Source organism: Rhizobium rhododendri, from assembly GCF_007000325.2.
In the GTDB taxonomy this organism is placed as follows: domain Bacteria; phylum Pseudomonadota; class Alphaproteobacteria; order Rhizobiales; family Rhizobiaceae; genus Rhizobium; species Rhizobium rhododendri.
Genome location: NZ_CP117270.1, coordinates 281,849 through 303,686, shown reverse-complemented (window position 1 = coordinate 303,686; position 21,838 = coordinate 281,849). Strand labels below are relative to the sequence as shown.

Here is a 21,838-nt window from a genome sequence, read left to right as displayed (position 1 = left end):
CAATGTGTCAATCAGAAACGATCATAAAATTTCATATTGCGCCGCAGCATAACCGAATATGATCGTTTTCGATTGACAAAGAGAGTTTCAGTGAGCGATACCCTCGCAACAATGGGCGGCAAATTACGATCAGAACGCCCGGATACGACATGGGAGGAAGACATGGCTGATATCAGGCTTCTCGATAATCGTTGGGACGATAATTACGCTGCCGGGCTGGATGAGCCGGGCAAGCTGCTCTACCGCTCCAACCTGCTCGGTGCCGACAAGCGCATCACCAATTACGGTGGCGGCAACACGTCAGCCAAGGTGATGGAAACCGATCCGCTCACCGGTGAGAAGGTCAAGGTGCTCTGGGTCAAGGGTTCCGGAGGCGATGTCGGCACGATCAAGCTCGATGGTTTCGCCACTCTCTACCAGGACAAGCTCGACGCCCTGAAGGGCCTCTACAAGGGTCTCCATGACGAGGACCGCATGGTTGGCTTCCTGCCCCATTGCACTTTCAATCTCAACAGCCGCGCCGCCTCGATCGACACGCCGCTGCATGGCTTCGTGCCTTTTACCCATGTCGACCACATGCACCCAGACGCCATTATCGCCATTGCGGCCTCCAAAAGCTCGAAGGAACTGACGCAACAGATCTTTGGTGACGACATCGGCTGGCTGCCTTGGCGCCGGCCGGGCTTCCAACTCGGCCTCGACCTCAGTGCCTTCGTCAAGGACCATCCGAATTCCAAAGGTGTCGTGCTCGAAAGCCACGGCCTCTTCACCTGGGCTGATGACGCCAAGGCCTGCTATGAGCTGACGCTCGACATCATCAACAAGGCAATCGTCTGGTTTGCAGCAGAGACCGAAGGAAAGACGATTTTCGGCGGCGCGGTGACGACGAGCCTGCCGGCAAGCGACCGCCGCGCCATCGCTGCCAAACTGATGCCGGAAATTCGCGGCCGCATCGGCAAGGCAGAGCGCAAGCTCGGCCATTTCGATGACCAGGATGCCGTGCTCGAATTCGTCAACTCCAGGCATCTGGCACCCTTGGGTGCGCTGGGCACGTCGTGCCCCGACCATTTCCTGCGCACCAAGATCAAGCCGCTCATCGTCGACTTCGATCCTTCCATGCCTGACGTCGATGCGGTCATTGCCGGTCTCGACAAGGCACTGGAAGACTACCGCGCCGATTACGCCAGCTACTACGAGAGCTGCAAGCATCCGAATTCCCCAGCCATGCGCGACGCCAATCCGGTGATTTTCCTCATCCCCGGCGTCGGCATGCTGTCTTTTGCCCGCGACAAGGCGACCGCCCGCATTGCCAGCGAATTTTACGTCAACGCGATCAACGTCATGCGCGGCGCATCGACGGTCTCCGAGTATCAGGGCCTGCCGGCGCAGGAAGCATTCGACATCGAATACTGGTTGCTAGAGGAGGCCAAGCTGCAGCGCATGCCGAAGCCGAAGAGCCTTGCCGGCCGTGTCGCCTTCGTCACCGGCGGTGCTGGCGGCATCGGACGCGCCACAGCCTCGCGGCTGATAGCAGAGGGCGCATGCGTCGTGCTCGCCGACATCGACGAAGCGGCGCTTGAAGCAACAAAGGCTGATTTCGCAAAACAGTTCGGCGCCGATACGGTGCGCGGCGTCAGGCTCGATGTCACCAAGGAAGAGGGGGTCATTTCCACCTTCGCCGACGCCTGTGTCGAATTTGGCGGCATCGATATTCTCGTCTCGAACGCCGGCATTGCCTCGTCGGCACCGATCGAGACCACCGAGTTGTCGATGTGGAATCGCAACATCGATATTCTGGCGACCGGCTATTTCCTGGTGTCGCGCGAGGCCTTTCGGCTGTTCCGCAGGCAAAATCTCGGCGGCAATGTCGTATTCGTCGCCTCGAAAAATGGGCTTGCCTCGTCACCGGGTGCGGCAGCCTATTGCACGGCCAAGGCGGCAGAAATCCACCTTGCCCGCTGCCTGGCGCTAGAGGGTGCAGACGCCGGTATCCGCGTCAACACCGTCAACCCGGACGCTGTGCTGCGCGGTTCCAAGATCTGGAATGGAGAATGGCGCGAGCAGCGTGCGGCTTCCTCGAAGATAGAGATAGACGATCTCGAGGAGCACTACCGCAAGCGCTCGCTGCTAAAGCTCAACGTTTTTCCGGAAGACATCGCCGAGGCGATCTACTTCCTGACGTCGGACGCGTCGGCCAAGTCGACCGGCAACATCATCAACGTCGACGCAGGCAACGCGCAGGCTTTCACCCGCTGAGGGCTATTTCCGGAGGATCACCCAGAGGGCGTGGATAATGCCCGGAAAGTAGCCGCAGAGGGTCAGCAGGATGTTGAGCCAGAATTGCAGGCCGAGACCGACCTGCAGGAAGACGCCAACCGGTGGCAGGAAGATTGCGAGCAGTATGCGTATGATATCCAAGGTCGCCTCGTTCATGAATTGGGAGTTCGGGCGGTAGAACGCAGGGGGAGCCCTTTTGTTCGCCGCACCAAGGGAGGATTTTATGGTTGAGCTGAAGATCGCGCAGGATGTCGTTGCGCAGGAGAACGAAAAACGTGCCAGCGCGCTGGACGCCGACTATCAGGCGCTCGGCGCCAGCCTCGATCGCCGTGGCATCGACATCGAGGCCGTCACGCAGAAAGTCTCCGAATTTTTCGTCGCCGTGCCGTCCTGGGGCGTCGGCACCGGCGGCACGCGCTTTGCCCGCTTCCCCGGCACCGGAGAGCCGCGCGGCATCTTCGACAAGCTCGACGACTGCGCGGTCATCAACCAGTTGACCCGCGCAACGCCGGCTGTGTCGCTGCATATCCCGTGGGACAAAACCGACGTCCGCGATCTGAAGGCCAAGGGCGAAAGCCTGGGACTTTCCTTCGACGCGATGAATTCCAACACCTTCTCGGACGCGCCCGGCCAGGACCACTCCTACAAATACGGTTCGCTCAGCCATGTCGACGCAGCAACGCGGACGCAGGCAATCGAGCACAACATCGAATGTATCGAGATCGGCAACGCGCTCGGCTCCAAGGCGCTGACCGTGTGGATCGGCGACGGTTCGAACTTTCCTGGCCAGAGCAATTTCACCAAGGCATTCGAGCGCTATCTCTCGTCCATGGCAGAAGTCTACAAGGCGCTGCCGGACGACTGGCGTATCTTTTCCGAGCACAAGATGTACGAGCCGGCCTTCTATTCGACCATCGTCCAGGACTGGGGCACCAACTACCTGATCGCCCAGACGCTCGGTCCAAAGGCTTTCTGCCTCGTCGATCTCGGCCACCATGCGCCGAATACCAATATCGAGATGATCGTCGCGCGGCTGATCCAGTTCGAGAAGCTCGGGGGCTTTCATTTCAACGATTCGAAATACGGCGACGATGACCTCGACGCCGGCTCGATCGATCCCTACCGGCTGTTCCTGGTATTCAACGAACTGGTCGACGCCGAGCACCGTGGCGTCAAGGGCTTCCACCCGGCGCACATGATCGACCAGTCGCACAACGTCACCGACCCGATCGAAAGCCTGATCTCCAGCGCCAACGAAATCCGCCGCGCCTATGCCCAGGCATTGCTCGTCGATCGCACTGCGCTATCAGGCTATCAGGACGCCAACGACGCGCTGATGGCATCCGACACGCTGAAACGCGCCTATCGCGCCGATGTCGAGCCGATCCTGGCCGAGGCCCGCCGCCGGGCTGGCGGCGCCATCGATCCGGTTGCGACCTATCGGGCCAGCGGATATCGCGCGATGGTCAGCGCCATCCGGCCGGCGTCTACCGGCGGCAGTGGCGGGATCATCTGAGAGCCGTGGAGATACACTTCGCCCGCTGCGATATCCCGGGATAGGCTACCTCCGGATGTGCCGAAAAAATCGCTAAAATGCTCATCTTTTGCGCCTCTGCCGCCAATTTAATCAAGGAGTTAGTTGGCAAAATATTCACGTTTCGCGCATACTTTCTACCGTCAGTCGGTGCAGTGCGGCAACGGGCAGATGTCCATGCGCCTGCCAGCGATTGCGGTGGAGCGGGGCATTGGGGAAAACGAAGCAATCGAAAAGTCACGAGCTCGGACCGCACGCGGCATCGTCCGATGACGACTTCCGTTCGCTGTTTGCCACCCATCCGAGCCCGATGTGGGTCTATGATCCGATCAGCCTGCGGTTCCTGATCGTCAACGAAGCGGCTGTCGAACTTTACGGATACAGCCCCGCAGAATACCTGCAGATGACGGTACTCGACATTCGCCCGGCCAGCGAGCGCCAGCGGATGATCGAAGCCGTCGCGGGCGGCACTGATATGGAGCGCGTCAAGCGCTGGCAGCACCTGAAAGCCAATGGCGAGGTCTTCGAGGTCGTAACCTACGGTCGCAGCGTCCGCTTCGAGGGTTCGGCAGCTATTCTTGCCGTCGTCCAGGACAGGACCGAGGTCAACGCCGCCCACCAGCAGGCGAGCGACACGCAGTCCCTGCTGAACAGCATCGTCGAAAACCTGCCCGTGGGGGTCTTCGTCAAGGACCTGATGGATGAAGGTCGTTACGTGCTCCACAACCAGGCGAGCAGCGATATCGTCGGTCTGTCCTCGGGCGAGATCGTCGGCAAGACAGACAAGGAACTGTTTTCGCCGCGCCAGTCCATGCGTTTCAGCGAGCAGGACCAGGTGATCCTCGACGCCGACAAGACATTGACCGTCGAGGAAGAAGTGGAAGGCTTCGACGGGGAGAAGAGACTGGTGCGGACGTTCAAACGCGCCCTTCCGACCCCGGACGGCGTACGTCCCCGCTATCTTCTCGGCATCACGGAGGACGTGACCGTCGCGAGGGCGGTCGAGGCGAAGATGGCGCATATCGCCATGCACGACGCTTTGACCGGGCTGCCGAACCGGTCGTTCTTTTCAGACCGCATCCGCGACCTCGCCGATCAGGCGACGGAAGAAAACCCGATTGCCCTGCTCTATTTCGATATAGATCACTTCAAGCATATCAACGACAGCCTCGGCCATCCCGCCGGAGATGCGCTTTTGCGCGAGGTTGCGACCCGCCTTCGACGGATCACACGCAGCGACGACCTGATAGCCCGTCTCGGTGGCGATGAATTCGCCGTTGCCCTGCAGGTTCATGCTGGCGTCGACCGCGCCCGTGAGTTCGCCGACCGGCTGCTCGCATCGCTAGCACAGCCGATCGATCTGGAAGGAATCCAAGAATACATCAGTTGCAGCATCGGCATTGCCGTCGCGCCCCAGGACGGTGGTGACGCCGAGGTGCTGTTGCGCAACGCCGACCTCGCCCTCTATGCCGCCAAGGCGGCAGGACGCTCGACCTACAGGTTCTATGAAATTTCGATGCGGCTGGCCGCAAAGCGTCGCCACGATCTCATGGGCGAATTGCGCCAGGCGATCGACCAGCAGCAATTCGAATTGCACTATCAGCCGATCGTCTCGCTGCAGGACGACACCCTGGTCGGCTTCGAAGCGCTGCTGCGTTGGCGCCATCCGCAACGCGGCCTCGTTGCGCCGCAAGAATTCATTCCGGTAGCCGAGGAGACCGGGCTGATCACGACCATCGGCGCCTGGGTCCTTCGGCAAGCCTGCGCTACCGCTGCCAATTGGCCGGATCAGTTGCGAATTGCGGTCAATCTGTCAGTATGCCAGTTCCGCCATCAGGGCCTTCTGGCAACCATCACGTCCGCGCTCGACGAGACCAATCTCAGGCCGGATCGCCTTGAGATCGAAATTACAGAATCGGTGTTCATCTCCGACAGCGCCCAGAGCGTTCCCCTGCTACACGAGATGAAGGCTCTCGGTATCCGCATAGCAATCGACGACTTTGGCACCGGTTATTCATCGCTCGGTTATCTCCGCGCTTTTCACTTCGACAAGATCAAGCTCGACCGCAGTTTCGTCTCCGGCATAGAAACGGACCCCGGCAGCCTGTCGATCATCCGCGCCGTGGTGGGGATCGGTATCGGCTTCTGCGCGACGACGACAGCTGAGGGCATCGAAACCGAAGAGCAGATGCGAGCGCTGAAGGCCGAGGGGTTTGGGGAAGGGCAGGGCTATCTGATCGGGCACCCCATGGCGCGCGCGGATGCAGAGGCTTTTATCGAGAACCGTCGTGCTCGGCAGGATATCGCAAGGCGCAAAGCCGAGCCCGAAAAGCCGAAACGCAAGGTCGCGTGACACAGACGATCGCTTTCGTCGGAGACTTCTGGCCCGACCTGTTCTCCGGAATCAAAAAGGGCCGCTTGACGCGGCCCTCCATGAGCTTTGGTCTGTGAAAGACCTGGATTGCAGTGGCAATCCTCAGGAAGGTAGGATCAGAGCGAGGGCTGCCCCGCTTCGTTCCCAACAATTCCCATGTCCATCACGAGTACCGAAATCTCATTAGACATTGGATCACCTTCCTTTCGTTGCGTTAATGATGAGATGAAGATAATCGAAAATTTGGGTTATGCAAGACCGGCGCACCGCTTTGTCCGCCAACCGTCGTTCTCGCTATTCGCCGGCACCTCTTGCAACCGATAATAAACGCCACGAGAACCTTGCCAATCGACGGCACTTTTATATTTCTCAAAGCTGTCCGTCGCCGCCCTTGGAAAGGCGGCACGTCATGCGAACAGAGAGTATATCGATGCAGGGGATGCCCGTAGACGCCGGAAAAGGCGACCAGCCATGACCGAGGGCGCGGAACCAACCAAACCGGCTCCTGCATTCCTGGCTTCAGGGGGCGAGGCTGCCTCCGTTATAGCCAGTTTCGACTGGTCCAAAACACCCCTTGGACCAATCGAAGGATGGCCGCATGGACTTAAAGCGACCTGTAGCCTCATACTCGGCTCGCCCGTACCGATCGCGACCCTTTGGGGCGAAGACGGCATAATGATCTACAACGATGCCTATTCGGTGGTGGCCGGAAAACGCCATCCTGCGCTGTTGGGATCGAAGGTGCGGGAAGGCTGGCCAGAAGCCGCAGATTTCAACGACCATGTCATGAGGACCTGTCTCTCCGGAGAGCGCCTGGCCTACCGCGACCAGGAATTCGTCCTGCACCGGAACGGACAGCCGGAGCAGGTCTGGCTCAACCTCGACTACTCGCCATTGCTGGGCGACGACGGCAAGCCTGTCGGTGTTATCGCCATCGTTGTCGAGACCACTGGCAAGGTACGGGCAGAGCGGAGGCTGAGAGGCGAAAGCGATCGTCTGCGCAAGATGTTCGAGCAGGCGCCCGGCTTCGTTGCAACAGTCTCCGGGCCGGACCACATTTTTGAGATCGCCAACAAGGCCTACCTCGACCTCATCGGCAACCGCGACATTTTTGGCAAACCAGTTCGCGAGGCCCTGCCGGAAGTTGTCGAGCAGGGGTTTGTGGATCTACTCGACAACGTCTTCAGGTCGGGCAAGCCGTTCATCGGTCAATCTGCACTGATCGCGCTGAAGCAGCGTAATGGGGAGCAGGCGGAGCGTTATATCGATTTCATCTACCAACCTACGTTCGACGAGTGGGGCTCAGTCACCGGGATTTTTGTGCAGGGCAATGACGTTACCGACCGCCGCGTCTCCGAAGAGGCGCTTCGGGAAAGCGAATCCCGGTTCAGACTTATCGCTGAAAACGCTCCGGTGATGCTCTGGATGGCGAATGCGAACGGACAGAGTGTCTATTTCAACGCCCGAAAGCGCGCATTCTGGAATATTTCCGAGGCGGCAGTCCCGACATTTGACTGGGGCGCGACCGTGCATCCCGACGACCGGGAAGCGTTCCTTGCCAAGCTCGACCGTTCGATGCGCCATCAAAGCCGGGTCACCCTAGAGGCACGGTATCGCGATGCTATCGGCAACTATCGGCTGATCCAGACCGAGGCCCAGCCACGCTACGACGTGGCGGGGGCCTTCCTGGGGCTGATCGGCGTCGACAATGACATCACCGACACGCGCCTGCAGGAAGTCTATCGCTCGGCGCTGATTTCGCTCAACGACAGCCTTCGCGACGTCGGCGACCCCGCAGATATTGCATTCAACGCCGCCAGGATCCTCGGGCAGACAATGAATGTCAGTCGTGTCGGCTATGGGACAATCGACCCGCTACGCGAAACCATCACCATCGAGCGTGACTGGAATGCCCCCGGCATAGAGACGCTGGCCGGTGTGCTGCATTTTCGCGACTACGGCAGTTACATCGAGGACCTCAAGCGAGGAGAAACTGTTGTTTTTTCCGACGCGACGAAAGATCCCCGCACCTGCGAAAATGCGGCCGAACTCATTGCTATCAGCGCCCAGTCGGTCGTCAACATGCCGATCTCCGAGCACGGTGGACTTGTCGCGCTGCTCTATCTCAACCATGCGACTGCGCGAGACTGGAAGCCCGAGGAGCTTGTCTTCATCCGGGAAGTCGCCGAGCGCACCCGCACCGCCGTCGAGCGTCGCCGCGCGGAACAGGATCTCCAGCAACTCGCCAGTTCGCTGGAGCGACAGGTGGCTGCCCGTACCGCCGATCTCGACCGCGTCTGGCGAAACTCCCGGGATCTGCTGGTGATCATCGGAAGCGACGGGCTGCTACACGCCGTAAATCCCGCCTGGCCGGCAGTGCTTGGGCATGCCAAGCTTGAGGTGATCGGCCGATCGTTCTTCGATTTCGTCTGGCCGGACGATCTGCGGCTTACAAAGCGGGCACTGCAAGGCGCCGCATCGGTCGCAGATCTCGAAAGCTTCGAGGCTCGCAATCGCCACAAGGACGGCTCGCCCCGCTGGATTTCCTGGCGGATCTCCTCCCAGGACGGTATGATATTCGCCTATGGACGCGATATAACAGCGGAAAGAGAGCAAGCTGCGGCGCTCGATCGGGTCGAGGAACAACTCCGCCAAGCCCAGAAAATGGAGGCCATAGGCCAGCTTACCGGCGGCGTGGCACACGATTTCAACAACCTGCTGCAAGTGGTATCGGGCAACCTGCATCTGCTCAGCAAGGAAGTGGCTGACAACGCTCGGGCACGGGCGCGCATCGACAATGCGCTGGCCGGCGTCAACCGTGGTGCAAAGCTCGCCGCCCAGCTGCTGGCTTTCGGCAGGCGCCAGGCTCTGGAGCCGAAAGTGATGAATATCGGCCGGTTCGTCGCCGGCATGGGAGACATGCTGCGCAGGACAATCGGCGAGGCGATCGAGATCGAGACCATCCAGGCGGGCGGCCTGTGGAACACATTCGTCGATCCCGCGCAGATCGAGAACGCCATACTAAACCTTGCCATCAACGCCCGCGATGCCATGGACGGCCGCGGCAAGCTGACGATCGAAGTCGGCAACGCCTTTATCGACGAGGCCTATGCACACAAGCACGTCGACGTCGATCCGGGCCAGTATGTGATGCTGGCGGTGACCGATACCGGTACCGGCATTCCTGCCGACATCATCGAAAAGGTCTTCGAGCCGTTCTTCTCGACAAAGCCGCTCGGCAAGGGAACCGGCCTGGGCCTGTCGATGGTCTACGGCTTCGTCAAGCAGTCCGGCGGACATATCAAGATCTATAGCGAGAACGGCCAGGGAACGACGATCCGTATCTATCTGCCACGCTCGATGCAGGCCGAGGACCGGCTGACCGAGACGGAATTCGGCCCCGCCAGTGGCGGAACGGAAACCATCTTGGTGGCGGAGGATGACGAGGATGTACGGGCGACAGTGGTCGAGATGCTCGGAGACCTCGGCTACCGGGTGTTGAAGGCCGTCGATGCCGCAAGCGCCCTGACCATCATCGAGAGCGGGCTGCCGATCGATCTGCTGTTTACCGACGTCGTCATGCCCGGCCCGCTGAAGAGCGCGGAACTGGCTCGCAAGGCCAAGCAGCGACAGCCCGACATGGCCGTTCTTTTCACCTCGGGCTACACCGAGAACTCCATCGTCCACGGTGGGCGGCTAGATGCCGGGGTCGAATTGCTGTCGAAGCCCTACAGCCGCGACGCCCTGGCCCGGCGCATCCGCCAATTGCTAGATCAACGGCAGATCGACATGGCCGCCGCAGCCGAAGCTGCGATCACGCCGCCCCCTGTCTCCGCTCCAGCGCCCAGACCACTAAAGATACTCGTCGTCGAGGATGACGCACTGATCAGGCTCGATACCGTCGAACAGCTCCAGGAGGCTGGCCACGACGTGGTGGATGCCGGTAGCGCCGAGGAGGCGCTGGTCCTGGTAAAGTCCGAACGCTTTGACATCCTGCTGACCGATCTCGGCCTCCCGGGCCTCTCCGGCGGCGAACTGGCCGAGAAGATCCGGACAATCTACCCACAGATGGGCATCATCTTCGCAACGGGCAATGCGGACATGCCTGCCGTTTCCATCGGTCCGAAACCTGTTTTGCTGCAAAAGCCCTATAACAACCGCAGCCTTCTGCGCGCAATCAGCGCCGTCTGACCAACAACAACCGACCGACCGTCGACAAAAAGGACGAGCCCATGAAGAAGACCATCGATATCACGACCGCCGATGGCGTCGCCAAGGCAGCGATTTTCCGCAGCGACGCACAGTCGGCGGAAGCCCCCGCGCCCGGCATTCTGCTCTACATGGATGCACTCGGGCCACGGCCGGCGATGGATGGAATGGCGCAGCGCCTGGCAGACGCTGGCTATATCGTGCTGCTTGCCGACCTCTTCTATCGCTATGGTGCATATGGACCGTTCCAGTCGTCGGCATTTGCCGATCCTGTGATGCGGGACCAGATCATGGGCATGCTGCACGGCACGACCCAGGCGATGACGAAAAGCGATACAGCCGCCTTTCTCAAGACCCTCGACGACGAAGGTGCCACGGGGCCGGTCGGGGCCGTCGGTTATTGCATGGGCGGCGGCCGTGCACTGACGGCAGCCGGCGCCTATCCGGAGCGGATCGCAGCTGCCGCCAGCTTCCACGGCGGTGGTCTTGCTACCGATGCGGACGACAGCCCGCACAAGGCGGCGGCAAAGGGCAAGGCCCGGATTTACGTCGGTACGGCGGGCGTCGACGGAAGCTTTCCGCCGGAGCAATCGGCTCGTTTGGCAGAAACTCTGCGGACTGCCGAAGTCGATCATGTCATCGAGAACTATGTCGGCGCCGCTCATGGTTGGACGATCCCCGACCATGCCGGCGTTTATAATGAGAAGGCAGCGGAACGTCACTGGAAACGGCTACTCGACTTCTTCGGTGAGACGCTGCGCTGAGAGAGCAGGAATAACTCAAGCGTTGTCGCCAACTTAACGCATCAAGAGGCCGCTCAACGGTGGATGTGGCCCGCATGATCCTGGAACAGGCCGAAGGGCCTGTCCATCGGCAGCGAGGAGCGTGAAACCTCCGGTGTCGGCACGTCAAGGTAGCTCATGATGCTGTCGACATGATCGACCTGCGATCGGAGGCTGTCGAGGGAGGCACCGGTCAGGTTTGTCCCGGCCGGCAGCTTGGCCGTCAGCGGGTTTTCGTAGCGGCCATTGACGCGGAGTTCGTAGTAGAGATGCGGGCCGGTGGAATAGCCGGTCGACCCGACATAGGCGATCACCTGGCCCTGCTTGACGCGCTGCCCGACTTTCAAGCCGGAGGGCGTGGCCGAGATGTGCGCGTAGGTGGTCTCATAGCCGCCATCGTGGCGGATGCGGATATATTTGCCGTATCCGACCTCGGTGGAGATCAGTTCGACCGTGCCGTCGCCTGCCGCCATGATCGGGCTGCCCATCGGTGCGCGGAAATCGACCCCGTTGTGGAATTTCCGCACTCCGAGGATCGGGTGGATGCGCCAAGCAAAGCCGTCTCCCAGCTGTCCGTTGGGGACAGGCTTGGGATTCAGCACCTTGGCGACCGAATGGCCTTTGTCGTCATAATATTCAGACGAGTCTGTTCCGTCCTTGTGCAGATAAAAGCGGTGCGCCTCGTCACCGGAGTGAAACTCGATGAACATCAGCTCGCTGTCGCTGTCATCGGCTTTGCGGAACAGCAGATCGACGCTGTCAGGCGTACCGGTGGTGCCGGCCAGCGGAATGCCCTTGGCAGCGGCAAGCTTTACGAGGCGCTCGATTGCCGTGTCCGACAAGCCGGCTTTCGTCAGGCGCTCCCGCACGTCCTTCTGGTCGCCACTGCCGAGATCCTTCAGGTCGACGGCAGCGACTTCTGAGGAAGACGGCGCATCCGGCTGGCCTTCGCTGTAAAGCGTTGAAAACAGCCGGTCATCTGCCAGCGGCTTGAACCCGTTGGAATCGTCGCTGGCCACCACCCGCTCGCTGCCGTTCTCGCTCCGCAACTTGGCGAGCACCAGCTTTGGCGAACCCTCCGCGCGGCCCTTTTCCATCAGCAGTTCGAGACTATCGCCCGGCACGACCGTATCCGTTGCCAGCGCCTGGACCAGTTGCTCACGACGGTCCTCCGCGATACCGGCGGTCTTCAGGATATCGGTAAGATCCTGGCGGCTTTTCGGCATGGACACCAGCCGCTGGAATTCCCGGTGCGGCTGCGTGGTACCCGCCGTCGCCACACTGACATTCAGCGGAACGCCGCGTATCGGGAAACGCGACCGGCGCTGCGAGGCAAAATTTGCCGATCTCGGATAGATGCTGTCGGCAAAAGTTGCCACTGCTGGCGTCGCAATCGGTGTGTCGGCCTCGTTTTCCTCGGTGAAGGAAGAGGCGACCGGCGCATCCCGCTGCTCGCTATCGCCATTGAAGACCAGCGTCAGCCGGTGATAGGTGAAAATACGCGTTTCCCCCGTCGACAGCTTTTCGGCCACCTGGGCAAAGCGCGAGCCGTCGAAGTGACGCTTCGCCTCGAGACGGTTGCCCTTCAGTGCGAGAGGCATCGGCTGGACGATCTGGGCGGGAGGAACGAACACCGGCAACGCCACGGCGCTGCGGGTGATCAGCGGATAAAGCACACCTGCCAGCAGCGCCATCGATCCGGCGCTGGCAAGTCCGAGCGCGATGAGATGACGTGCATGGGCGGAGCGCGGAAAAAACGGCAGGTGGAATGTTTCATGATGCGGCTGCGCCGGTATCGCCGCTTCCGCGGGGAACTGGACGTAAAGCGGACCTTCAGTCATGAAAACGGATTGCCCTCGGATTTAGCTCGCCCCAAATTATGGGAGAACGTGGCCAAAACTAGGCGAGCCGACACCCGTCGTCAATATACACAGCCTGACACAATCCCTGCGCAAGTTTCGAGACGCTTACACATCCCAGGCGCAAGTTTCAGCGGAGTTGCGCGGCGAGCTGCCTTATTCTGCCACGGCCTCCGGCTTCGAGATACTGTCCCTGACGACGCCATACTGGCTACCCCAGGCGTCCGTCATCGAACAGCGGACATCCCAGAGATCGGGGAAAAAGCGGTGCCGGGCGCCGGCTTGCAGAAGATCTACCGGCCGACCCTTCAGCGATTTTGATCCAAGCCCGATCGAGCGGTGGATGAGGTAGACATGGTTGGCGCGGAACTTCTGGAAAAGTTCGTCGAACTCTATCAGCGCCTCGGCCACCACATAGCTGTCACCATGGTCGTACTTGCCGTCATAGACATCGTCGACGGTGAGGCCCTTTCCATCCAGATAGGTCGCCTTGAAGGCTCGCCAGAGATCGGCAGGCATACGCAGCAGCAGTTTGAAGCCCGGTGACTCCTGTCCGCTGCCATTGCCGAGTTGAAGGCGGATTTCCTGGTATTCCTTCGGCGACATCGTTTCCAGCATATCGAGTTGCGTGGTCATCATCCGCATCAGCCGGTGCACCCGGCCCATCAACGTGACGATACGGTGGGGATTGTCTTCCTCGATGTAGCCGATCACCTCGACCAGCGTGTAGGCGATGAGCTTCATCCACAGCTCCTCTACCTGGTGGACGATCTGAAACTGCAGTTCGTCTGCATTGGCCATTTCAGACAGAGGCTTCTGGCAGGTAAGCAGCTTGTCGCACTGCAGATAGACGCCGTAATCCTTCATATCGGGTGTCTCGATACGCTCCCAGTATTCCTGCTTATCCATTTTGGTCCCCTTATTGAGCAGCTCTTTTTCGGAAGAATACGAAATATTCTCTCGAACATTGTTCCTTTCTGTCATGCAGTATGCGTAGCTGATAGAACGATCGCTCTGTTTTAGCGCGAAGAGAGAGAACGATGATCTTAAGCCCGGTGGATCTCAAAATCGTTTCGGCGCTGGAAGGCGATGCCCGCATGTCGTTCGCAGCGCTGGCCGAGCAGGTCGGGCTGAGCAAGACGCCCTGCTGGAAGCGCGTCAAGGCTCTGGAGGCTGCCGGTCTCATCCGGGGATACACCACGACGCTCGATCCGGCCCAGCTCGGCTTCGGCCTCGAGGCGTTTGTCCAGGTATCTATCGATTTCGAACTGTCGGACGCGTTCGAGGAAGCAGTCCGGAAAAACCCGCTGATCTGGCGCTGTCATGCGACGACCGGCGACGCCGACTACCTGCTACATATCCTGGCCGTCGACATGGTGGCACTCGATCGCCAGCTGCGTCAGGAGCTCAGCCGCCTGCCGGGCGTGCGCCGAACGGTCACGTCGATGTCGACGCGGGAGATCAAGACTGAGATCTCCTTCGTGGCCGCTGTCCGGCACGCGAGTGAAATGCAAGGGCGGTGAGGCAGGCACGTCGGCAAGTCGATGATTTTCCGGCATGACGCGGGTACTTACGACGCATTCTGACGAGGAAACGTCGATATTTTTCAGCGCCATGCCCTTTTGTCCCTTGCAGAGGCCTGCCCGCGCGCTCATGTTGAATAACGGGCATGGAGAGGTACATGGCAAAAGACAAGATTTTGGTCCGGAATTCGCAGCCATCTCCGATGGACTCGGGAGTTTTCACCTGGGATATCGAAACCGACCAATTCTTCGCCGATAGCGCTTTCGCCTCCCTTTTCGGCCTAGATCCGTCAGAAACGATGGTCGGCCTGCCGATGGAGCGATACCTCGATCGCGTCCATCCGGAAGATAAGGCGCGTGTGGCAAAAGCCGTGCATGAAGCCGTGGTTTCGGGGTATCCCTGCCAGCAAAATTACCGCGTCCGGTCTGCAAGAGGTTTTTATACCGAGATCATGGCCTTCGGCCGCTGCTTTCGAAACGCAGACGGCACACCCTCGCAATATGCAGGCATCGTTTTCCCCGTCGTGCCCGTCGTCGAGGAGAGCGCGACGTTGCAGGATCTCTGCTCGCAAGCCCACCGTGCCGCGCTGAAAAGCGGTCGGCTGGATATCGCAAGGACACTGCGTGACGTTCTCGACGACCTTGCCGAGGAGCCGGCGCCAGCGCGGCTTCAACACCACCCGCACTGAGGGCCAGGACGGCTTTTGGGGCTGGGACTAGGTGAGATTGATACCGCCGTCCAGCAACAGTATCTCTCCCGTCGCATAGTCCGAAGAGACAAGCATCCAGACAGCGTGCGCGATGTCTTCCGGTGTCGCCGCCCGGCGCATCGGCGAATGGTTTCGCCACAAATCCTGTGCGGCAGTCCAGTCCGCCGTCAGCGGCGTATCGACCAGACCGGGCGCGACGGCATTGACGCGGATATCGGGTGCCAGCGACAGGGCCATCAGCTGCGTCGCATGGTTGAGTGCCGCCTTTGCAGCAGCGTAGGGGATGGAGGCACCCTTGGGGCGGATACCGGCATGGGAGGAAATATTGACGACAGAGCCCGGTCGTCCCGTGCCAGCGGCTGCTCGCAGCGCCGGTTCTGCCTCGGCCACCAGCCGGAACGGCGCGACGACGTTGACCTCGTAGAGCTCATGCCAGATCGCCGGCGTGGCCGCAGCCATATCGGAATGGGGAATGACGCGGCTGATGCCGGCATTGTTCACAAGCACGTCGAGCCGGCCCCATTGGGCAACCGCCCCGGCGACCAGCCTTGCCCTGTCGGCATCGACAGCGAGATCGGCCTGGATATAGGTCGCCATCGGCAGCATGCTTGCAAGCGCCAGCCCGGCGTCAACAGACGACCGGGAATGGAGGACGATTGCATAGCCTTCTGCGGCAAGCCGCCGGGCGATTGCCGCACCGATGCCCGATGTCGAGCCGGTGACGAGTGCGACGGGAGGTGTCATAGCGATATCTGCCTCGAATGAAACTGGCTACGTGTTCTCACCATCTGCGCCGCAGATGCCGGCTTGTCCAGCCATCCCCGAGGTCGTAACACCGCGGCATCAAGGAGACAGATCCATGCCACTCTACATCAAGGACGATGCCATCGACCGCCTGGCACGTCGCTATCAGGCGCTGACCAAGGCGCCATCGAAGACCGAGGCTGTCCGCAAGGCGCTGCAACTGGCGCTCGATACCGAACTGGCAAAGCCGGTGCTGGAAGATATCGCCGTGGCCTTCTGCCGAAACCTGCGCACGAAGACCAACGTGCGAAACGCCGATGCAGAGCCGCGCTGATGTTTATCGATGGCTCTGTACTGCTGGCAATGATGACCGACGAGGAAGCCGCGCGCGAATTTGCAAGGCGGATGCAGGCGTCGACCGTGCGCCTCACGTCGCCAATGACTGTGGCTCGAACGACACTGGCGCTTGTCGCCGAATTGGAAATTCCGGTCGATGAAGCGTCCGAGGCTGTCGCCACCTTCCTGCAACTGATGAATATCCAGTCAGTGGCTGTGCCCCCGCGAGCCGCTTCACTGGCGGTGGAGGCCTACTCCAATTTTGGTAAAAACGACAATTTTGGTAAAGGCGGCGCCGGTCTCAGTCTCGACGACTGCCTGACATATGCTTGCGCCAAATATTACCGCCAGCCGTTGCTTTTTTCTGGCAACGGCTTTGCTGCTACGGACATGGAGGCCGCTTGAGGCGAGACCGCGCCACGCCGCCCTTACGGGCAGTCAGAAAGCGGTGCAGCATCGAAAGTGTTGCTGCGCATCACAGACGTCGTCGGGTTTGAATCGCACTGGATACGGATCGGCGTGCGGTTGGTGGTGCCCGTGAACGGCAGGTCGACATTGATGATACCGCTTGGCGAGATTGCATCCTTGGAGTGATCGATAACGGCGCTGTAAACGGTAACTACGCGCGGACCTTTTGGAGTGACGCGCAGGGTGAGCGGCTCCGCGACAACAGCGGTAGCCATGCTCAAAGCGAGTGTCGAGGCGGCAAATAATTTGAGAAACATCATGCTCTCCTGTCATTGTGATATGCGATGGCAGGGGAACACATGGAGCGGGGCTAAGTTCCGTGCCCCGCTGCGATCACGGTAAAATTGAAGAGCCGACAGGCGTCACTCTCGGCTCAATTGCGCCGAGTGCGATTGAGATGTCGGCAAATTGCCGGCGTAATGTCGAATTCAGTCTTCCGTGTAGCGCTGCTCCCGCCAGGGATCGCCGCGCATGTGATAGCCGTTCTTCTCCCAGAAACCGGCCTTGTCCGATTTCATCAGGTCGATGCGGCGCAACCATTTGGCGCTCTTCCAGAGATAGAGATGCGGCACGACGAGGCGCATCGGTCCGCCGTGATCGCGGCTAAGCGGCTGGCCTTCCCAGGCGGTCGCAAGGATCGCGTCCTCGGCAGCGAAATCGGCCAGCGGCAGGTTGGTCGTATAGCCGTCATAGCTGGTCAGCATCACATAGTCGGCATCCGACTTGGGCATGACGTGATCGAGAAGATCGCGGGTGGAAACCCCGTCCCATTTGTTGTCATAGCGCGACCATGTGGTGACGCAGTGCATGTCACTGACCTTGCTGCTTTGCTCAAGGGCGCCGAATGCCGCCCAGTCGAGCGATAGCGGCGCCTCGACCCGGCCACCGACCTCCAGCCGCCAGCTGGAAAGCGCGATCTCCGGCTGGGTGCCGAGATCGAGCACCGGCCAGTTCTTCACCAGATGCTGCCCCGGCGGCAACCGCTCGCTCTCCGCCCGGCTGACGCGACCGGTCAGAAACTTGCCCTCCGCCGCCCACCGCCGCTTGGAAGTGGTCAGCTTGCTATCCAAAACCGGCTCGTCCGTCATCCTGATGTCCCTCGTCATTCCGCCGCGTGGAGAACAAGAACTACCCGACCATACGCCCCGCGACAACGGTGTCTGCACCCGCGAGCGGTGGTGGATTTTTTTTAGGCTGGGGCGTTGGTGCCGCGGTTCCTTTTGTTTTTCGTTGAAAGACCGGGATCAAGCCGTTTCGTCAATCAGAAAAAACTACGATATCTGTGATAAAGACCCGAGCTTTCATAGCTCTTATGACATCCATGACAAGTGAACGAAAGTCACGTAATTAACGTCACGACCCTGCCTCGAATGCCTTCGAACTTGATTACAAAAATCGGCCGCTCTTCCCCGGACCCCGATCTTGGCCTATTATGCCACCATGACAATCGATGCCGATATGATGATCGTTCCTGCAGATTACCCGGAGCTTGCCCTGATAGTGTGGAGCCGGGATGCGACACGCCCGGTTGCCGCAGCCGAGGCGTTTGCAATTTACGAGCGGAACTGGCGCTTTGTCGATCGGCAGCGACTGACACCCAGTGAGAAAGCCCTTATCGAAGAGCTGACCGCTCGGTTCGGACACGGGGAACTATTGGTTTCAAGTTAGCCGCCACGCACCCGGTCGCCACAGAGGGCAGGAACCACATGACTGACTTCCAGCGACCGGAGCATCGGATAATTGCCAAGGCATTGAGGCTTATGGATCCGACACTTCTCGTGTTAAATCGTTGCTGGTTTGCCGGAGGCACGGCCGTTGTCATGATGCACGGCGAATACCGTCGTTCCCTCGACGTAGACTTCCTTTGTGCCGATATGGATGGCTACCGCGCCATGCGCAGCCTCGCCGTCGAAAAGGGTGTCGGTGGCCTGTTTGCGGCGCCGGTTACAGCCTTACGCGAAGTGAGGGCAGATCAGTATGGCGTACGCACGCTGCTCTCGCTCGACGAACAAACGATCCGTTTCGAAATCGTTCGGGAAAGCCGCATTCCGCTGGACGGCATAATGAATGCTGGGCTCGGCGTACCAGTCCTTTTGCCGAGCGACATGATGGCGGAGAAATTGCTTGCCAATGCCGACCGGTGCCAGGATCGCGCAGTCGCATATCGCGATGCAATCGATCTCGGCATGCTGATAGATTATCACGGCGCGATTTCGCAAGACGCAGTCACGAAGGCGGAAAATGCCTATGGCGGCGATATCGGACGCAAAGCTTTGTGGGTCGTTGACAGGTTGGCCGACAGGGTGGAATTACAGCACGTTTGCGATGCGTTGCAGATGAAACGCCAAGATGCTGCGCGCGCCATGGCGGCGTTGTCACGCGAAGTTCTCCGCTTTTGGCACCGGTCCTAGATCACCAGCGGGACTTACTCGCGTCGTGCCGGAAAAATCGCCAATCCACGCCCCGCTGCGACTCAATCCCCCAAGGCCGCCACCAAAGGCGGCGGCCTTTACTGACCTCGCGACCTCAGTTGCCGAGAATTCCCGGCAGGCGCAGGCCCTTTTCCTTGGCGCAGTCGATAGCGATGTCGTAGCCGGCGTCGGCGTGGCGCATGACGCCGGTGGCCGGGTCGTTCCAGAGGACGCGGGCGATGCGGCGGGCGGCGTCTTCCGAGCCGTCGCAGCAGATGACCATGCCGGCATGCTGTGAAAAGCCCATGCCGACGCCGCCGCCGTGATGGATCGATACCCAGGTGGCGCCCGAGGCGGTGTTCAGCAGGGCGTTGAGCAGCGGCCAGTCGGAGACGGCGTCCGAGCCATCCTTCATAGCCTCGGTTTCGCGGTTCGGCGAGGCGACGGAGCCACTATCGAGATGATCGCGGCCGATGACGACGGGCGCCGAAAGCTCACCGTTCTTGACCATTTCGTTGAAGGCCAGACCGATCCGGTCACGGTCGCCGAGACCCACCCAGCAGATGCGGGCGGGCAGGCCCTGGAAGGCGATGCGTTCACGCGCCATGTCGAGCCAGTTGTGCAAATGGGTATTGCCGGGCGTCAGTTCCTTCACCTTGGCGTCGGTCTTGTAGATATCCTCCGGATCGCCCGACAGCGCCGCCCAGCGGAACGGGCCGATACCGCGGCAGAACAGCGGCCGGATATAGGCCGGGACGAAGCCGGGGAAGGCGAAGGCATTCTCCAGGCCCTCGTCTTTCGCGACCTGGCGGATGTTGTTGCCGTAATCGAGCGTCGGCACGCCGGCGTTCCAGAAATCGACCATGGCGGCGACGTGGATCTTCATCGAGGCGCGCGCAGCGGCCTCGACTTCCTTTGGCGCAGTCTCCTGTTTGGATTTCCATTCCGCCACGGTCCAGCCGAGCGGCAGGTAGCCGTGCAGCGGGTCGTGGGCGGAGGTCTGGTCGGTAACGATATCCGGTCGGACGCCGCGCTTGAAAAGCTCGGGGAAGATTTCGGCAGCATTGCCGATCAACGCGATCGATTTTGCCTCGCCGGCCTTGGTCCACTGATCGATCTTGGCCAGTGCCTCGTCCAGGCTGTCGGTCTTTTCGTCGACATAGCGCGTGCGCAGTCGGAAATCGGCGCGGGTTTCGTCGCATTCGACGGCGAGGCAGCAGGCACCGGCCATGACCGCGGCGAGCGGCTGGGCGCCACCCATGCCGCCGAGACCGCCGGTGAGGATCCATTTGCCCTTGAGGCTGCCGCCATAGTGCTGGCGTCCGGCTTCGACGAAGGTCTCATAAGTGCCCTGGACGATGCCTTGGGCGCCGATATAGATCCACGAGCCGGCCGTCATCTGGCCATACATCGCAAGGCCCTTCTTATCAAGCTCGTTGAAATGATCCCATGTCGCCCAGTGTGGCACGAGGTTGGAGTTTGCGATCAGCACGCGCGGCGCATCCTTGTGGGTGCGGAACACGCCGACCGGCTTGCCGGATTGCACCAACAGCGTCTCTTCTTCGGTGAGCGTCTTCAGGGTCGCGACGATGCTGTCGAAGTCTTCCCAGGTGCGTGTCGCCCGGCCGATACCGCCGTAGACGACGAGTTCGTTGGGGTTTTCGGCGACGTCAGGGTCGAGATTGTTCATTAGCATGCGCAGCGGCGCTTCCGTCATCCAGCTCTTGGTGTTGAGATCCGGCCCGCGCGGCGCGCGGATCTCGCGGATGTTGTGGCGTGAATTGGTCATGACGAAATCCCCTTAGCTGATGAGGTCGAGCGCGATCTGTTCGATGCGCGACAGGATGGACTTGAGCGGAATGCGCAGCGCCTCGGCCTTTTCAGGATCATAGGCGAAGGGCGGAGCTTCGGCGGCAAGATGGGTCGATTGCGCCAGCTCCATCTGGATGGCATGAACGCCCGATGCCGGCTGGCCATAATAGCGCGTTGTCCAGCCGCCCTTGAAACGGCCATTCAGCGTGCTGGTGTAGCCGGCGGCTTCAGCGGCGATGGCAACGGTTGCAGCCTCGATCGCCGGCGCGCAGGTCTTGCCCATGTCGGTACCGATGTTGAGATCCGGAAGCGTGCCCTCAAACAGGAAGGGAATGTCGGCACGGATCGAGTGGCAGTCATAGAGCACGGCAATGCCATGGATCGCCTTGACGCGTGCGATCTCGGCAGCGAGGGCCGCATGATAGGGTGCATGGAAGGCGGACAGCCGGGCTGCGGTATCGGAGTCGGAAGGCTCGGCGCCATTCTTCCAGATCGCCTTGCCGTCGAAATCCGTGCCCGGGATAAGGCCGGTGGTATTTTGACCGGGATAGAGGCTTGACCCATCGGGATCGCGATTGGCGTCGATGACATAGCGGTGGAAGGTGGCCCGAACCGTCGTCGCGTCGTCGAGCAGGCCGTCATAGAGCCGGTGGATGTGCCAGTCGGTATCGGCGAGGATGCGCCCATTGTCGTTCAGCCGCTCCCAGATGTCGGCTGGTACGTCTGTGCCGGTATGGGGAAAGGCGAGCACAACGGGCGAGGAGCCCTGGTGGACTTCGAAAGCAGGAGCGCTCATTGA

At 60.6% G+C, this 21,838-nt stretch carries 19 protein-coding genes; 11 read left to right on the top strand and 8 right to left on the bottom strand.

The features are described 5' to 3' along the window. Positions 1-162 precede the first annotated feature (162 nt). Complete coding sequence (locus PR018_RS28230; RefSeq protein WP_142824925.1) at positions 163-2,256, top strand: bifunctional rhamnulose-1-phosphate aldolase/short-chain dehydrogenase; 2,094 nt, start codon at positions 163-165, stop codon at positions 2,254-2,256. A gap of 3 nt (positions 2,257-2,259) precedes the next feature. Here PR018_RS28230 and PR018_RS28225 read toward each other — a convergent pair whose 3' ends face one another. Next, on the bottom strand, positions 2,260-2,418 hold the full coding sequence (locus tag PR018_RS28225) for a YqaE/Pmp3 family membrane protein (RefSeq protein ID WP_142824924.1): 159 nt from the start codon (positions 2,416-2,418) through the stop codon (positions 2,260-2,262). A gap of 82 nt (positions 2,419-2,500) precedes the next feature. Here PR018_RS28225 and rhaI point away from each other — a divergent pair, with 82 nt between their 5' ends. The 4 genes from rhaI to PR018_RS28205 all read left to right on the top strand — a co-directional run bounded on the left by rhaI (position 2,501) and on the right by PR018_RS28205 (position 11,158). Continuing rightward, the gene (gene rhaI / locus PR018_RS28220; RefSeq protein WP_142824923.1) at positions 2,501-3,793 is read left to right on the top strand and encodes an L-rhamnose catabolism isomerase; all 1,293 of its coding nucleotides are present in this window, start codon (positions 2,501-2,503) and stop codon (positions 3,791-3,793) included. A 229-nt stretch (positions 3,794-4,022) separates the two neighbouring features. Continuing rightward, on the top strand, positions 4,023-6,164 hold the full coding sequence (locus PR018_RS28215) for a putative bifunctional diguanylate cyclase/phosphodiesterase (protein ID WP_279309158.1): 2,142 nt from the start codon (positions 4,023-4,025) through the stop codon (positions 6,162-6,164). A 492-nt stretch (positions 6,165-6,656) separates the two neighbouring features. After that, positions 6,657-10,376 (top strand): PAS domain S-box protein, encoded by a 3,720-nt coding sequence (locus tag PR018_RS28210; RefSeq protein ID WP_142824922.1) that lies wholly within the window; start codon positions 6,657-6,659, stop codon positions 10,374-10,376. Between the two features lie 41 nt (positions 10,377-10,417). Beyond that, positions 10,418-11,158 carry a dienelactone hydrolase family protein gene (locus tag PR018_RS28205; protein WP_142824921.1) on the top strand — a complete coding sequence of 247 codons (741 nt, stop codon included), beginning with the start codon at positions 10,418-10,420 and terminating at the stop codon, positions 11,156-11,158. A gap of 53 nt (positions 11,159-11,211) precedes the next feature. On the opposite strand, the gene PR018_RS28200 is transcribed toward PR018_RS28205, so the two are convergent. After that, the gene (locus PR018_RS28200; RefSeq protein ID WP_142829303.1) at positions 11,212-13,017 is read right to left on the bottom strand and encodes a M23 family metallopeptidase; all 1,806 of its coding nucleotides are present in this window, start codon (positions 13,015-13,017) and stop codon (positions 11,212-11,214) included. Positions 13,018-13,191: 174 nt separating this feature from the next. Continuing rightward, positions 13,192-13,944 carry a tryptophan 2,3-dioxygenase family protein gene (locus tag PR018_RS28195; protein ID WP_142824919.1) on the bottom strand — a complete coding sequence of 251 codons (753 nt, stop codon included), beginning with the start codon at positions 13,942-13,944 and terminating at the stop codon, positions 13,192-13,194. 131 nt (positions 13,945-14,075) lie between these two features. Between PR018_RS28195 and PR018_RS28190 the strand changes: the two genes are divergently transcribed. After that, a complete protein-coding gene (locus tag PR018_RS28190) occupies positions 14,076-14,558 on the top strand; it encodes an Lrp/AsnC family transcriptional regulator (protein WP_142824918.1) in 483 nt (160 codons plus the stop codon). A gap of 158 nt (positions 14,559-14,716) precedes the next feature. Continuing rightward, positions 14,717-15,247, top strand: a complete 531-nt coding sequence (locus PR018_RS28185; protein WP_142824917.1) for a PAS domain-containing protein — start codon at positions 14,717-14,719, stop codon at positions 15,245-15,247. A gap of 27 nt (positions 15,248-15,274) precedes the next feature. Here PR018_RS28185 and PR018_RS28180 read toward each other — a convergent pair whose 3' ends face one another. After that, positions 15,275-16,012: an SDR family NAD(P)-dependent oxidoreductase gene (locus tag PR018_RS28180; protein ID WP_142824916.1), complete on the bottom strand. Its 738-nt coding sequence runs from the start codon at positions 16,010-16,012 to the stop codon at positions 15,275-15,277. 115 nt (positions 16,013-16,127) lie between these two features. Between PR018_RS28180 and PR018_RS28175 the strand changes: the two genes are divergently transcribed. Both PR018_RS28175 and PR018_RS28170 read left to right on the top strand, forming a co-directional pair. Next, entirely contained in the window at positions 16,128-16,346 is a 219-nt protein-coding gene (locus PR018_RS28175; RefSeq protein WP_142824915.1) for a type II toxin-antitoxin system VapB family antitoxin, read from the top strand. After that, positions 16,346-16,753 (top strand): type II toxin-antitoxin system VapC family toxin, encoded by a 408-nt coding sequence (locus PR018_RS28170; protein ID WP_142829305.1) that lies wholly within the window; start codon positions 16,346-16,348, stop codon positions 16,751-16,753. Before PR018_RS28175 ends, PR018_RS28170 begins: the two co-directional genes overlap by 1 nt. A 23-nt stretch (positions 16,754-16,776) precedes the next feature. On the opposite strand, the gene PR018_RS28165 is transcribed toward PR018_RS28170, so the two are convergent. After that, on the bottom strand, positions 16,777-17,073 hold the full coding sequence (locus PR018_RS28165) for a hypothetical protein (protein ID WP_142824913.1): 297 nt from the start codon (positions 17,071-17,073) through the stop codon (positions 16,777-16,779). A gap of 171 nt (positions 17,074-17,244) precedes the next feature. Then, the gene (locus PR018_RS28160) at positions 17,245-17,904 is read right to left on the bottom strand and encodes a sulfite oxidase-like oxidoreductase (protein ID WP_142824912.1); all 660 of its coding nucleotides are present in this window, start codon (positions 17,902-17,904) and stop codon (positions 17,245-17,247) included. A 373-nt stretch (positions 17,905-18,277) separates the two neighbouring features. Between PR018_RS28160 and PR018_RS28155 the strand changes: the two genes are divergently transcribed. Both PR018_RS28155 and PR018_RS28150 read left to right on the top strand, forming a co-directional pair. Further along, positions 18,278-18,484 carry a hypothetical protein gene (locus tag PR018_RS28155; protein WP_374113788.1) on the top strand — a complete coding sequence of 69 codons (207 nt, stop codon included), beginning with the start codon at positions 18,278-18,280 and terminating at the stop codon, positions 18,482-18,484. Positions 18,485-18,522: 38 nt separating this feature from the next. Next, the gene (locus PR018_RS28150; protein WP_142824911.1) at positions 18,523-19,227 is read left to right on the top strand and encodes a nucleotidyl transferase AbiEii/AbiGii toxin family protein; all 705 of its coding nucleotides are present in this window, start codon (positions 18,523-18,525) and stop codon (positions 19,225-19,227) included. Between the two features lie 115 nt (positions 19,228-19,342). Here the strand turns inward: PR018_RS28150 and hutU are convergent, their stop codons facing one another. Further along, entirely contained in the window at positions 19,343-21,016 is a 1,674-nt protein-coding gene (hutU, locus tag PR018_RS28145; RefSeq protein WP_142824910.1) for a urocanate hydratase, read from the bottom strand. A gap of 12 nt (positions 21,017-21,028) precedes the next feature. Then, on the bottom strand, positions 21,029-21,835 hold the full coding sequence (hutG, locus tag PR018_RS28140) for an N-formylglutamate deformylase (RefSeq protein WP_142824909.1): 807 nt from the start codon (positions 21,833-21,835) through the stop codon (positions 21,029-21,031). Positions 21,836-21,838 lie beyond the last annotated feature (3 nt).